The sequence below is a fragment of the Cupriavidus sp. 10L43_2 genome (genome assembly GCF_056395265.1).
This window is the reverse complement of the sequence record NZ_JBFTJE010000005.1, coordinates 179,236-192,841: the sequence shown is the minus strand read 5'-3', so window position 1 is coordinate 192,841 and position 13,606 is coordinate 179,236. Positions and strand designations below refer to the sequence as shown.

Annotated in this window: 14 protein-coding genes; 9 read left to right on the top strand and 5 right to left on the bottom strand. The window is 65.0% G+C overall.

What is annotated here, in order from left to right; all coding sequences use genetic code 11:
• The first annotated feature begins 327 nt into the window (after positions 1-327).
• A complete protein-coding gene (gene aroG, locus AC1DEL_RS09570) occupies positions 328-1,407 on the top strand; it encodes a 3-deoxy-7-phosphoheptulonate synthase AroG (RefSeq protein ID WP_177219872.1) in 1,080 nt (359 codons plus the stop codon).
• An 89-nt stretch (positions 1,408-1,496) separates the two neighbouring features.
• Here the strand turns inward: aroG and AC1DEL_RS09565 are convergent, their stop codons facing one another.
• Both AC1DEL_RS09565 and AC1DEL_RS09560 read right to left on the bottom strand, forming a co-directional pair.
• Complete coding sequence (locus AC1DEL_RS09565) at positions 1,497-1,895, bottom strand: c-type cytochrome (RefSeq protein WP_369823396.1); 399 nt, start codon at positions 1,893-1,895, stop codon at positions 1,497-1,499.
• A 22-nt stretch (positions 1,896-1,917) separates the two neighbouring features.
• Positions 1,918-2,265 carry a c-type cytochrome gene (locus tag AC1DEL_RS09560; RefSeq protein ID WP_477125577.1) on the bottom strand — a complete coding sequence of 116 codons (348 nt, stop codon included), beginning with the start codon at positions 2,263-2,265 and terminating at the stop codon, positions 1,918-1,920.
• A gap of 352 nt (positions 2,266-2,617) precedes the next feature.
• Between AC1DEL_RS09560 and AC1DEL_RS09555 the strand changes: the two genes are divergently transcribed.
• Genes AC1DEL_RS09555 through AC1DEL_RS09545 form a run of 3 tightly spaced genes read left to right on the top strand, consistent with a single transcriptional unit; the run spans position 2,618 to position 5,295 of the window.
• Positions 2,618-3,496, top strand: a complete 879-nt coding sequence (locus tag AC1DEL_RS09555; RefSeq protein ID WP_092292509.1) for an AAA family ATPase — start codon at positions 2,618-2,620, stop codon at positions 3,494-3,496.
• Between the two features lie 5 nt (positions 3,497-3,501).
• Positions 3,502-4,092, top strand: coding sequence for a GNAT family N-acetyltransferase (locus tag AC1DEL_RS09550; protein ID WP_092292507.1), 591 nt, complete (start codon positions 3,502-3,504; stop codon positions 4,090-4,092).
• A gap of 27 nt (positions 4,093-4,119) precedes the next feature.
• Positions 4,120-5,295: a vWA domain-containing protein gene (locus AC1DEL_RS09545; protein ID WP_441592025.1), complete on the top strand. Its 1,176-nt coding sequence runs from the start codon at positions 4,120-4,122 to the stop codon at positions 5,293-5,295.
• A gap of 19 nt (positions 5,296-5,314) precedes the next feature.
• Here the strand turns inward: AC1DEL_RS09545 and AC1DEL_RS09540 are convergent, their stop codons facing one another.
• Positions 5,315-6,217 carry a LysR family transcriptional regulator gene (locus AC1DEL_RS09540; protein ID WP_092292503.1) on the bottom strand — a complete coding sequence of 301 codons (903 nt, stop codon included), beginning with the start codon at positions 6,215-6,217 and terminating at the stop codon, positions 5,315-5,317.
• Between the two features lie 160 nt (positions 6,218-6,377).
• Here AC1DEL_RS09540 and AC1DEL_RS09535 point away from each other — a divergent pair, with 160 nt between their 5' ends.
• The 3 genes from AC1DEL_RS09535 to AC1DEL_RS09525 all read left to right on the top strand — a co-directional run bounded on the left by AC1DEL_RS09535 (position 6,378) and on the right by AC1DEL_RS09525 (position 9,301).
• Positions 6,378-7,364: a Bug family tripartite tricarboxylate transporter substrate binding protein gene (locus tag AC1DEL_RS09535; protein WP_092292501.1), complete on the top strand. Its 987-nt coding sequence runs from the start codon at positions 6,378-6,380 to the stop codon at positions 7,362-7,364.
• 25 nt (positions 7,365-7,389) lie between these two features.
• Complete coding sequence (locus AC1DEL_RS09530; RefSeq protein WP_092292499.1) at positions 7,390-8,262, top strand: N-formylglutamate amidohydrolase; 873 nt, start codon at positions 7,390-7,392, stop codon at positions 8,260-8,262.
• Positions 8,263-8,548: 286 nt separating this feature from the next.
• A complete protein-coding gene (locus AC1DEL_RS09525) occupies positions 8,549-9,301 on the top strand; it encodes a BspC domain-containing protein (protein WP_369823390.1) in 753 nt (250 codons plus the stop codon).
• 55 nt (positions 9,302-9,356) lie between these two features.
• On the opposite strand, the gene AC1DEL_RS09520 is transcribed toward AC1DEL_RS09525, so the two are convergent.
• Together AC1DEL_RS09520 and yaaA are read right to left on the bottom strand one after the other, a co-directional pair.
• On the bottom strand, positions 9,357-10,499 hold the full coding sequence (locus AC1DEL_RS09520) for a M14 family metallopeptidase (protein WP_092292495.1): 1,143 nt from the start codon (positions 10,497-10,499) through the stop codon (positions 9,357-9,359).
• Positions 10,500-10,535: 36 nt separating this feature from the next.
• Positions 10,536-11,321: a peroxide stress protein YaaA gene (yaaA, locus tag AC1DEL_RS09515; RefSeq protein WP_092292493.1), complete on the bottom strand. Its 786-nt coding sequence runs from the start codon at positions 11,319-11,321 to the stop codon at positions 10,536-10,538.
• Positions 11,322-11,361: 40 nt separating this feature from the next.
• Between yaaA and AC1DEL_RS09510 the strand changes: the two genes are divergently transcribed.
• Both AC1DEL_RS09510 and AC1DEL_RS09505 read left to right on the top strand, forming a co-directional pair.
• On the top strand, positions 11,362-11,889 hold the full coding sequence (locus tag AC1DEL_RS09510; RefSeq protein WP_092292491.1) for a putative toxin-antitoxin system toxin component, PIN family: 528 nt from the start codon (positions 11,362-11,364) through the stop codon (positions 11,887-11,889).
• 52 nt (positions 11,890-11,941) lie between these two features.
• Positions 11,942-13,114: a pyridoxal phosphate-dependent aminotransferase gene (locus AC1DEL_RS09505; protein WP_092292489.1), complete on the top strand. Its 1,173-nt coding sequence runs from the start codon at positions 11,942-11,944 to the stop codon at positions 13,112-13,114.
• The last annotated feature ends 492 nt before the right edge of the window (positions 13,115-13,606 follow it).

Genomic DNA, 13,606 nt, shown 5'->3' with positions numbered 1-13,606 from the left:
TGCTTCGTTGTCGGGCGTGTGGCGATTGCGAGCCATGATTTGACCGATGGCCGCGCAATTAAATGCCTTTTCATCGCGCACCACAGCATAAATTCGACGCATCACCCAGATTCCGACACAAGCTGACCCGAAACACCGCCATGTCCGCCAAGTTTTACTTTTACTTTTTTAGCGATCTCGCACCGCTGGCGGATGGAGAGGGACAGTTGTAAGTAGCCCGAAATTCAGAAAAAGCCGCCAGCGAACCTGGCGGCTTTTTTTATCCCCGCCACGTCCGCGTCGCAACCCACCACCAGACTAACGACCTCACAAAGACCCGGAGCCATCATGTTGAAGAACACCGACGACCTGCGTATTCGCGAACTCAAGGAACTGTTGCCGCCCGCGCACCTGATCCGCGAGTTCGCCTGCTCGGAGGCAGCGTCCGACGTGATCTACGGTGCCCGCCAGGCCATGCATCGCATCCTGCACGGCATGGACGACCGCCTGATCGTCATCATCGGACCCTGCTCGATCCACGACACCCGTGCCGCGCTGGAATACGCCAAGATGCTCAAGGTGCAGCGCGACCGCTTCGCCAACGAGCTGGAAGTGGTGATGCGGGTCTATTTCGAGAAGCCGCGCACCACGGTGGGCTGGAAGGGGCTGATCAACGACCCGCACATGGACGGCAGCTTCAAGATCAACGACGGCCTGCGTACCGCGCGCGAAGTGCTGCTGAACATCAGCGAGCTGGGCGTGCCGACCGGCACCGAGTACCTCGACATGATCAGCCCGCAATACATTGCCGATCTGGTCAGCTGGGGCGCGATCGGCGCCCGGACCACGGAATCGCAGGTGCACCGCGAGCTGGCGTCGGGGCTGTCGTGCCCGGTGGGCTTCAAGAACGGCACCGATGGCAACGTCAAGATCGCCGTCGATGCGATCAAGGCCGCTTCGCAGCCGCACCATTTCCTGTCGGTGACCAAGGGCGGCCACTCGGCCATCGTGTCGACGTCCGGCAACGAGGACTGCCACATCATCCTGCGCGGCGGCAAGACGCCGAACTATGACGCCGCCAGCGTGCAGGAAGCGTGCGACGCCATCTCGAAGGCGGGTCTTGCCGCGCGGCTGATGGTCGATGCCTCGCACGCCAACAGCAGCAAGAAGCACGAGAACCAGATCCCGGTCTGCGAGGACATCGGCCGCCAGATCGGCGGGGGCGACCAGCGCATCGTCGGCGTGATGGTGGAGTCGCACCTCGTGGGCGGCCGCCAGGACCACGTGCAGGGCACCCCGGTGGAGAACCTGACCTACGGCCAGTCCGTGACCGATGCCTGCATCGGCTGGGACGACTCCGTGACCGTGCTCGAAACCCTGGCCAATGCGGTGAAGCAGCGCCGCCTGGTGACCGGCAGCGGCAACTGAAGCCTCTGCGGGCGCTCCAGCTTCAGCGCCGGCGCAACAAAAAAGCCGCTTCCTCGGAAGCGGCTTTTTTTACATCCCCGCGTGGGGACTTACTTCTTCAGTACCAGGTCGCCGGGCAGCGACTCGATATACGCGGCGATGTCCTTCAACTCCTTGCGCGTGAACGGGCGCGGCTTGCCGGCCTTGTCGGTCACGGCCGGGTTGGCGTTGACCTGGCCAGCCATGATCGCGTTGGTACGACCCACCTGCGGGTTGCCGCTGATCTGGTACGACACCAGCGCGTGGTAGAGGTAATCCGCATGCTGGCCAGCCAGCTTGGGATAGTCGGGCGTAATCGGGGCGTTCAGGCCCGCACCGTGGCAGGCCACACAGGCGCCCTTCTCCACCAGCGCCTTGCCGGCGGCGATGTCGGCGGCGGCGGCCGGGAGGGTGGCAGCGCCCAGCACGAGCGCGCCCACCGCAAATCGGAGCTTGTTCAGCGTCATCAGCGTCTTCATGTCTCTGAGCCTCTTACTTCAGCGTGTTGTTCTTGGTATCGGCCTTCTGCTGCGAGTAGTAGGCCGCCACGTCTGCAATGTCCTTGTCCGAGAGGCTCGCGGCAATCGCCCGCATCGTCGGATGCTTGCGATCGCCCTTCTGATAGCTCTTGAGCGCGTTTTCAATGTACTTGGCGGTCTGGCCGCCCAGCATCGGTACTTCGTATGTCTCCGGGAACGATGCACGGTAGCCCGGAATGCCGTGGCAACCAATGCACATTGCAACCTTGTCCTTGGCAGTGTCCGCATTGCCCTTTGCGTCCTGGGCCTGCGCAGCCGTTGCGGCCGCGCCCAACACCACCATCGTGAGGAGCTTTTTCATTGTCTTTAGATGATTGGGAAGTGTTAAACCGTGCGTGACCTGCCCTGCTGGCCGGAGACGGTTTAGGAACGGGGGTGGGGATGCAATCGCGGAAAAGCGTTGTGGATGTGCCGCGGGTGCTCTGACACCATTCTGCAACCATCTCGCGCTTGTTGCCGGCACCGGGGGATCTGCATGACAACGGGCAGACTGCCGGGCATGTGGGAACTTGACTTTGGGGGCGCGTCAAACCGGCGCATTGTACCGCAGGCGGCACGTGGCAGTCCAGACGACCAGCCCCGGGTGTCCCCCACTAAACGCGAATCGGTTTCTGCTTTTATACTGGCCCATTCCGCCTAAAACAGGTTGCCTCATGTCCACGCCCGCCAACGCCAATCCGTCCCCGTCCACGCGCTTCGAGGGTAGCGCCCAGTACGTTGCCACCGATGACCTGAAGCTGGCCGTCAACGCCGCCCGCACGCTGCAGCGGCCGTTGCTGATCAAGGGCGAGCCCGGCACCGGCAAGACCATGCTGGCCGAGGAAGTGGCCGCGGCGCTGGGCATGCCGTTGTTGCAATGGCACATCAAGTCGACCACCAAGGCCCAGCAGGGGCTGTACGAGTACGACGCGGTGTCGCGCCTGCGCGACTCCCAGCTCGGCGATGACAAGGTCCACGACATCCGCAACTACATCGTCAAGGGCGTGCTCTGGCAGGCTTTCGAGGCCGACGAGCCCGTGGTGCTGCTGATCGACGAGATCGACAAGGCCGACATCGAATTCCCGAACGACCTGCTGCGCGAACTGGACCGCATGGAGTTCTACGTCTACGAGACGCGCGAGCTGATCCGGGCCAGGCACCGGCCGATGGTCATCATCACCTCGAACAACGAGAAGGAGCTGCCGGACGCCTTCCTGCGCCGCTGCTTCTTCCACTACATCAAGTTCCCCGACGCGGACACCATGCAGCAGATCGTGGACGTCCACTACCCGGGCATCAAGCGCGAGATGGTGGCCGCCGCGCTGGACGCGTTCTACGAGATGCGCAACCTGCCGGGGCTGAAGAAGAAGCCGAGCACGTCCGAGCTGATCGACTGGCTCAAGCTGCTGATGGCCGAGGACATTCCCGCCGAGGCGCTGCGCAGCCCCGACCGCAAGGCCGCGATTCCGCCGCTGCACGGCGCGCTGCTGAAGAACGAGCAGGACGTGCACCTGTTCGAGCGCCTGGTGTTCATGAACCGCGCGAACCGCTGATCGGCATGGCTTTCGTCCAACCCGTCACGCTGACCGGGCGCCACGCCACGCTCGAGCCGCTCTCGCCCGACCACGCTGCCGGCCTGCGCGAAGCCGCCGCCGATGGCGAACTGCATCAGCTCTGGTACACCAGCGTGCCGACGCCCGAAGGCATGGAGGCCGAGATCCGGCGCCGCCTGGACCTCCAGGCGCGCGACCTGATGCAGCCGTTCGCCGTGCGCGACGCCGCCGGCCGGCTGGCCGGCATGACCACCTATATGAATGTCGACGGTGCCAACCGCCGCGTGGAAATCGGCTCGACCTGGTACGCGCGCCGCGTGCAGCGCACCGGGCTCAACACCGAATGCAAGCTGATGCTGCTGCGCCACGCGTTCGAGACGCTCGACTGCATCGCCGTGGAATTCCGCACGCACTGGATGAACCACCAGAGCCGCGCCGCCATCGCCCGGCTGGGCGCCAAGCAGGACGGCGTGCTGCGCAGTCACTCGCGCATGCCGGACGGCTCGCTGCGCGACACGGTGGTGTTCTCCATCATCGCCAGCGAATGGCCCACCGTGCGCGCGCATCTGCAGTTCCAGCTCGAGCGGCCGCGCTGATCGCAGCCAGAAATTAAGGGAAATGCGATGCTGATCGACTTCTTCTTCTCGCTGCGGCACGCCAAGCTGCCGGTCTCGGTCAAGGAATACCTGACCATGCTGGAGGCCCTGCGCGCGCAGGTCATCTCGCCGTCGATCGACGAGTTCTACTACCTGTCGCGCATGACGCTGGTCAAGGACGAGAAGCACTTCGACAAATTCGACCAGACCTTCGCCGCCTATTTCAAGGGCGTGGAGAGTCTGGTGGACTGGAAGAGCGACATTCCGCTCGACTGGCTCCAGAAGACGCTCGAGCGCGAACTGTCCGCCGAGGAAAAAGCCAAGATCGAGGCCATGGGCGGGCTGGACAAGCTCATGGAACGCCTGAAGCAGCTGCTGGAAGAGCAGAAGGAAAAGCACGAGGGCGGCAACAAGTGGATTGGCACGGGCGGCACCTCGCCGTTCGGCCATGGCGGCTATAACCCGGAGGGCATCCGCATCGGCGGGCCGTCCAAGGGCAACCGTACCGCGATCAAGGTCTGGGAGTCGCGCGCCTACAAGGACTACGACGACCAGGTCGAACTGGGCACGCGCAACATCAAGGTGGCGCTGCGCCGCCTCCGCCGCTTCGCGCGCGAGGGGGCCGATACCGAACTGGACCTCGACGACACCATCCACTCCACGGCCGCCAACGCCGGGCTGCTGGACATCAAGCTGCGGCCAGAGCGCCACAACAAGGTCAAGGTGCTGATGTTGATGGACGTCGGCGGCTCGATGGACGACCACATCAAGCGCGTGGAGGAGCTGTTCTCGGCCACCAAGACCGAGTTCAAGCACCTCGAGTACTACTACTTCCACAACTGCCTGTACGACTACGTGTGGAAGAACAACCGGCGCCGCCACGCCGAGAAGATCGCCACCTGGGACCTGATCCACAAGTACACGCCCGACTACAAGGTGATCTTCGTCGGCGATGCCACGATGAGCCCCTATGAGATTCTTCAGCCGGGCGGCTCGGTCGAGTACAACAACCCCGAGGCCGGGGCGGTGTGGCTGAATCGGATGATCGAGCAGTTCCCGCGCTTTGTTTGGCTCAATCCGGAGCCGGAGGGGCTGTGGCAGTACCGCCAGTCCATCACGGTGATCAACCAGATCATGAAGAACCGGATGTATCCGGTGACGCTGGCCGGGCTGGAACAGGCGATGAAGGTGCTGTCGAAGTAGTTCAGGCCCTCGTTTCCCCTCACGCCACCACGTCCACCCCTTCCATCACCCACGCCCGGAACGTCTGCAGCGCCGGCAGGTGCGCCTTCTGTTCCGGGTAGCACAGGTAGTAGCCTTTCCGCGCCAGCACGCGCGCGGGATGGGCGACCACCAGCGTGCCGGTGGCCAACTCCTCCTCGATCAGGCAGCGCGGAATCAGCGCGATGCCCAGCCCCGACATCGCCGCCTGCGTGAGCAGCGAGAACTGGTCGAAGCGGGCGCCGCTCCAAGCCTGGCGAGTGGAGACGCCCAGCTCGGACAGCCAGTCTGGCCACGCCTCGGGCACCGTGGTGTGGTGCAGCAGCGGGTAGCCCAGCAGCACCGCCGGCGTGCGCGCCACCCCGTCGGGCTCCTGGGCCAGCAGGCCGGGCCGGCAGACTGGCAGCACCTCGCGCCCGGTCATATAGTCGGCCAGGCTCCCCGGCCAGACCCCATCGCCGAAACGAATCGCCGCATCGAGATCGGGCTGGGAAAAATCGTAGCCCTGGGCATGGGGCACGAACTCCAGCGTGACTTCCGGATACCGGGCGAAGAACTGCGGCAGGCGCGGTATCAGCCACTTGGCGCCGAGCGTAGGCATGCTGGCGATGTGGAGGATGCCGCCGCGGCCCTGTCGCGCGATCAACTCCACACTGGCCGCCTCGATCTCGTTGAGGCTGGGGCGGATGCGCTCCAGATAGCGCTCGCCCGCGTCGGTCAGCATCAGGCGCTGGCGGACACGCTCGAACAATTCCACGCCCAGAAACGCCTCCAGGCTGCGCACCTGCTTGCTCACGGCCCCCTGTGTGACATGTAGTTCACGTGCGGCGACGGTAAAGCTGTTGTGGCGCGCCGCCGCTTCGAAGGCCTGCAACTCCGTCATTGACGGACATAAGCGGCGCATGCTTCACCTCCCAAATCTAACCCCTTCAATACCAATTGGAATGATCCGGGGATTTTATTTCGTTTGCCAGTCCCTTGCACGCACGCGCAGAATCGGAAAAACCGTTCTTTTCGAATCTCTTCCCTCTCTTCCCCCTCTTTCCCTCCTCGGAATCGACCTGATGCAACGCCGTCCCCTGCTCCAAGCCATCGCCGCCGCCACTGCCTTCGCGGCCGCTGGCCTGACCCTGCCCGCCTTTGCCCAGGGCACGTATCCGACCAAGCCGATCACGCTGGTCGTGCCGTTCCCGGCCGGTGGCACCACCGACATCGTGGCCCGCATCGTGGCCGACAAGCTGGGCCAGCAACTGGGCCAGGCCGTAGTCGTGGATAACCGCGGCGGCGCCGGCGGCAGCATCGGCACGGGCTACCTCGCCAAGGCCGCGCCGGACGGCTACACGCTCGGCATCGCCACCGCCTCGACCCACGGCATCAACCCGGCCGTGTACCCGCGCCTGCAATACGACGCCACCAAGGACTTCACCCCCATCACAAACCTGGCTTCGGTGCCGAACGTGATGAGCATCCACCCGGGTGTGAAGGCCACCGACATGAAGTCGTTCATCGCGCTGGCCAAGGCCGAGCCGAACAAGATGGCCTATGGCTCGGCCGGCAACGGCAGCGTCTCGCACATGATGGGCGAACTGTTCAAGATGAGCAGCCACACCGAACTGCTGCACGTGCCGTACAAGGGCGTGGGCCCGGCGCTGAACGACGCGCTGGCCGGCCAGGTCCAGGTGCTGTTCGACAACCTGCCCTCCTCGCTGCCGTTCATCGAAGGCGGCAAGCTCCGCGCGCTGGCCGTAGCCGCGCCGAAGCGCGTGGCTGCCCTGCCGAACGTGCCGACCTTCGCCGAACTGGGTCTGGGCGAAGTGAACGACTCGGCATGGTTCGGCCTGATCGCCCCGGCCAAGCTGCCCGCCGACATCCAGGCCAAGCTGAACGCCGCCGCCGTGAAGGTGCTGGCGATGCCGGAAGTGAAGGCCAAGCTGGAAAAGCTCGGCGCCACCCCGGTGGGCGACACCCCGGCGCAGTTCGCCAAGCAGATTTCCACCGAAGTGGCCAAGAACAAGCGCGTGGCAGCCGCCGCCAAGATCTCCCTGGACTAATCCACGGAACAAACCCAGGCACAGCATGACTGAAGCAGACCGAAAGACCGCGGAAAGCCCGTACTTCCTGCACATGCCGGAAGGCGAGAGCAGCCCGCTCTTTCTCGATTCCCCGCACAGCTGCACCACGTATCCGGCGGACTTCCGCTACGCCGGCAACCTGCCCCTGCCGCTGCTGCGGCAGGCGGAAGACACCTTCGTGGATGCGCTCTATGCCGACGCCCCCGGGCGCGGCATCCCACTGCTCTGCGCCGGCTTCCCGCGCAGCTACCTCGACGCCAACCGCGGCCTGGGGGAGATCGACGAAGTCCTGCTGGACGCGCCGTGGCCCGGCGCCAAGCAGGAAACTTCCAAGACCCGCCTCGGCAAGGGCCTGGTCTGGCGCGTGCTGGACACCGGCGAGCCGATCTACGACCGCAAGCTCGGCGTGGCCGAACTCCAGTCCCGCATCGACCGCTACTACGTGCCCTACTACGCCCAGCTGCAACGGCTGGCGGACGAAGGCGTGGCGCGCCACGGCAAGGTCTGGCACATCAACTGCCATTCCATGCCGAGCGAGGCCGCCCAGTACGCGACCGAGCACCCCGGCCTGCAACACCCGGATTTCGTGGTGGGCGACCGTGACGGCACCACCTGCGACACGCGTTTCACCGACCGGGTGGAAGGCGTGCTCAAGGAGATGGGCTACGACGTCTGGCGCAACCACCCCTACAAGGGCGTGGAGATCGTGCGGGTGCTGGGCCAGCCCCAGGCCAACCGCAACAGCCTGCAGCTTGAGATCAACCGCAAGCTGTACATGGATGAAGTCGGCCTCGCGCCCAACGCCGGCTTCGACAAGCTCAAGCGCGACCTCAACGCGCTGATGGACGACCTGCTGCGCTTCACGCGCACCGCCTGAGGTCTTCCCCAAGGTCATCCCTGACCGTTCCCGCCCGCGCTCGCGGGCGGGGATCATTCCATCGCGTGCACTGCATCGGGGTTCGCCTGACTTGCGCCGCGTGCGCCTTTTCTGATATTGGAACGGAGCCGATCCCGCATGAACGCAGCGTGATCACGGCGGTTGCGCTGCCGTTACGCGCAATTCGAACGGAACGTAACAACATTTCGGAACTTTGGCGCGGGGCTTTCCTCTATCATGGCAATCCTTCGCCAACCCTCCTTGCTGAACAAGCAAAGACGATCCCGTGATCCGACGAATTTCCGAACTGTTTGGTGGCCGGCTGTGCATGCTGACCGCCGCAGTGGCAGGCGCGCTGGCCCTCGCCGGGTGCGCCACCGCACCGGGCGATGAGGCCACCGACACCGCCGCCGCCCCGGGCACCACGCCCGCCGCTACCGCTCCCGCTTCTGCCACACCGACTGTCAAGCCCCCGCCAGTCGTCAATACCAACCCACCGATCAAGACCGTGACGTTGCCCGACAAGGGCCGCGTGAGCCTGGCCGAGTATCGGACCCGGATGCGCGAACAGCTGATGAAGACCGAGAACGCGACGGCCAGCGTGGCCGATTGCGCCGCGCATGCCAGCTGGGTGGTGCCGCGCTCGGCCACCTACGACGCGCTCAAGATTCCCACCGGCGCGCTGAGCAATGGGCAGGCCACGGTGGAGCCGTGGAGCGGCCGGTTCTCGCAGGGCAAGCAGGCTGTGCCGGTGAATTCGGTGGTGACGTTCGCGGCCTCGGCCCACAAGCGTGTCGGCGAGGCGCAATGGCAACCCGTGCGGGTGCGTTGTGGGTATGACGAGGGGATGATGCTGGCCTACGAACTGCTCGACAGCAACGGCGACGTCATCGCCGAGCCAGCCGCCGCGCCGGCCGTGGCCACGCCGACGACGACGTCGAAGAAGAAGGGCAAGAGCAGCGCCAAGGCGTCGACATCGTCGTCGAAGTCGACAAAATCGACGACGAAGACGTCAACCAAGACGAAGAAGAAGCAGTAAGCGCTGGAGGTTCTCCCCTCGCCCGCTTGCGGGGAGGGGAGGAACACCTTGAGCCTTATTCCAGATACTCCAGCACCGCTTGGAGCATCGCCGTGCCCAGCAGGCCGCTTTTCGCACCATTCCATCCCACCGCGGGATCGGGCAGGTCGGCGTTGTCCTTGAACGGCATTTCCAGCGTCAGCGCCAGGCACCCGAAGGTGTGGCCGATGTATTTCGACGCCAGCTTCAGGGCGTCCGCGTTGTACTTGCTGGCCGCGTAGCCGTGCACGTCCTGGAAGTCCGGCGTGGCGCGCTTGAAGGCGTCGATAAAGCGCGTCTGCTGCTCGCGCTGCGCATCGGTGAAGCCCGGCAGCATCTCGCTCCCGGCCACGAAGTTATAGGGCAGCCCTTCGTCGCCGTGGATGTCGAAAAACAGGTCCACGCCCGTGGCCTCGATGGCGCGGCGCACGTGCCATACCTCGGGGCTGGTTTCCAGGCTCGGCTGCATCCACTCACGGTTCAGGTTCGCGCCCGCGGCATTGGTACGCAGGTTGCCGCGCGCAGAACCGTCCGGATTCATGTTCGGCACGATGTGGAACACCGCCCGGTCCAGCAGCTTGCGGGCCACCGGGTCGCCGGCCCACATGCCGGTGCCGGTCAGCCGCTGCAGCACGCCTTCGCAGAACCATTCGGCCATGCTCTCGCCCGGATGCTGGCGGGCGATCATCCACACTGTCTTCTTGCCTGGCCCCGGCTGGCCCACGGTCACGCAGGTCAGGTCGCGGCCATCGACGGTACTGCCCAGATGCGACAGCCGTGCCAGCGGCGAGCGCTGGCACGAGGCCAGCAGCGACAGGTGGCGCTCCTCGGGATACGGCTCGAAATAGGCCAACCACACGCTGTCGTGCTCGGGCGTGAATTCGACGGTCAGCGTGCCGCCCTCATAGCGCGTGGGCACGCGGAACCAGTGCGCGCGGTCGTAGGACGCCACCGCGCGGTAGTCGCGCCAGCCATCGGGATAGGTGCACTCGCCGGCGTTCACGAATTGGAGCCGGCACGCCTGCCCCGCCGCCCCTTGCAGCCGGAAATGGAACCACTGGCGGAAATCGGCGTGGGAGTCGGCGCGGATGCGCAGGCGGATATCGTCGGCACGGTCCAGCGCCTCGACTTCGATCGCGCCGGAATCGAACAGCGTGGAGATATGCAGGGCTGAGGTCATGGGAATCGGGTTCTCCAGTCAGCGATCAGTCTTTTATCAGTCTTCCAGGCGGCGGCGGAACACCCAGCGGGTGTCGTCCGACGCGGCCTTGTCGTAGGCGTAGCCGTCTTCGGCAAACCGCTTGAGCTTGCTGGCCTCGGTCACGCGGTGCGTCACCGCATAGCGCGCCATCGTGCCCCGGGCGCGCTTGGCGTGGAACGAGATGATCTTGTAGCGCCCGCCCTTCCAGTCCTCGAACACTGGCGTGATCACGCGCGCGGCAAGCACCTTGGGTCGCACAACCTTGAAATATTCCTCCGAGGCGAGGTTCACGAGCGTGGCCGCGCCCTCGTGCTTGAGGTCGGCCATGTCCTTGTTCAGGAGGGTCGTGACGTCGTCGCCCCAGAACGCATAGAGGTCCTTGCCGGCCACGTTGTCCAGGCGCGTGCCCATTTCCAGCCGGTACGGCTGCATCCAATCCATCGGGCGCAGCACGCCATACAGGCCGGACAGGATGCGAATGTGCTTCTGGGCGAACCCGAGGTCATCGGTGGACAGCGATTTCGCGTCCAGCCCATCGTAAACATCGCCATTGAAGGCCAGCACCGCCTGCTTGCTGTTGGCCGCCGTGAACTCGGGGCTCCAGTCCGCAAAGCGGGTGACGTTGAGCACGGCGAGCTTGTCGGAGATGTCCATCAGCGCGGCTACGTCCTGCGGCGCCAGCCGGCGCAGGCGCTCGATCAGCGTGGTGGAACGGTCGATAAAACGCGGCATCGTGTGGGTCTTGATGCGCGGGGGCGTCTCGTAATCCAACGACTTGGCAGGAGACAGAACGATGAGCATGGCAAAATCGCGGGCAGGAACAAAGACCAGATTGTAGCGAATGCCCACAGACACCACCGCCGGCGCCCCTTGCGTCGCTTTTGCCGCCCCGCCGCCCCGCGTGGTCCTCGACTCCAATATCTGGGTCGATTTGCTCGTATTCCAGGACCCCCACGTGGCGCCGATCCGCGCCGCGCTTGACGCCGGAACCATCGCCCCGGTGATCCGCGCCGACTGCCGGGAGGAGCTGCGCCGGGTACTGGCCTACCCGCAATTCGCGCGGTTTTCGGTCGATATCGATGCCGCGCTGGCCCAGGTGGACCGGCTCGCCACGCTCGAACCCGCCCCGGACCAGACCGACTTCGACGCCGTGCGGCTGCCCAAGTGCCGCGACACCGACGACCAGAAGTTCATCGAACTGGCGCATTTCTCGCGCGCCGCGCTGCTGGTCTCCAAGGACAAGGCCGTGCTGAAGCTCAGGAGCCGCCTGCGCCGCATGAGCGGCGTGGAGATCCTGCCGCCGCCGGCTTTCGCCGCCTGGCTGGCCGCCGCGACCGAGGCATCCACTGCCGGCGCCGATCCCCGCTAAAATGACCCGCTTGTCCTGAACCCGCCGCCCTAACCTGCCTCCTTCCCGCGCCATGTCCGCAGAATCCTCGCTCGCACCCCTGACCCCGCCGCTGTCGCGCCTGCCCAAGGTCGGCACGACCATCTTCACCGTGATGTCGGCGCTGGCCGCCGAGAAGAACGCCGTCAATCTCGGCCAGGGTTTCCCGGATTTCGACTGCGACGCGCGCATCGTCGATGCCGTGGCCCACGCCATGCGCACCGGCCACAACCAGTACCCGCCGATGGCCGGCGTGCCCGCGCTGCGCCAGGCCATCGCCGGCAAGATCGCCACGCTGTACGACCACACGTACGACTGGAATACGGAAATTACGATCACGGCCGGCGCCACGCAGGGCCTCCTGACGGCGATCCTGTGCGCAGTGCATCCGGGCGATGAAGTGATCGTGCTCGAGCCCTGCTACGACAGCTACCTGCCCGCCATCGAAATGGCCGGCGGCGTCGCAGTGCCCGTCACGCTTGAAGCGCCGGCGTTCCGCATCCCGTTCGACAAGCTCGCCGCCGCCATCACCCCCAAGACGCGGATGATCCTCATCAACACGCCGCACAACCCCACGGGGACCATCTGGCGTGCCGATGACATGCAGAAACTGGCCGATCTGCTAGCCGGCACGGACATCCTGCTGCTCTCGGACGAGGTGTACGAGCACATGGTCTACGACGGCCAGCGGCACGAGTCGGTCTCGCGCCATCCGGAGCTGGCGCGGCGCAGCTTCGTGGTGTCGAGCTTCGGCAAGACCTATCACGTCACGGGCTGGAAGATCGGCTACGTGGCCGCGCCGGCTGCGCTGTCGAACGAATTCCGCAAGGTCCACCAGTTCAACGTGTTCACGGTGAACACGCCGGTGCAGTTCGGGCTGGCCGACTACATGGCCGACCCGGCGCCCTACCTGGACCTCGCCGGCTTCTACCAGGCCAAGCGCGACTACTTCCGCACCGGGCTGGCCTCGACGCGCTTCAAGCTGCTGCCTTCGGACGGGACGTACTTCCAGTGCGTCGATTATTCGGCGATTTCCGATATGAGCGAAGCCGATTTCTCGATGTGGCTCACGCGCGAGATCGGCGTGGCCGCGATTCCGGTGTCGGCGTTCTATTCGCAACCGCGCGAATCGGGCGTGGTGCGGTTTTGCTTCGCGAAGAAGGAAGAGACGCTGAAGTTGGCGCTGGATCGGCTGGCGAAGATTTGAGGGATTCCGGCGGCCCGGGAACGTGGTCGGCTCCCGGGCTGCATGGGTTAGTTGCCGACGTGCCACCTTCCCTCCATTCTTCCTGTTGAACTGGCTCATAGGAATTCAGAGCCGGCTCGAATGCAAACGCCTCCTCGGTCCAACCATCCAGTTCCCCGCATATCACGCGGTAGGTGTACATCATTTCCGCTGCAACGCCGATTTGCACAAACCTGCATCGCGCACCGGGTGCGACTTCCCCAACCAAGGGGGCAACTGGAGGCACCATTCCTTCGGGATTCCCGTAGAGGGGGACGGGTTTCGTCGCCACATGCGTTCTGATCGGTACTTGGTAGCCGCTGCAATATCCCAGAGCCAAGACGATGCAGAACAATGCTGCGACGAACCATGGCCACGCCTTACCAGTTTGCCAACGCGCCACCTTCCCCCCCCCCTTTATTTCAGTGAGAACAGTTCGTACGGATCTAGCCGCGGCGCAAATGCACCACCGGC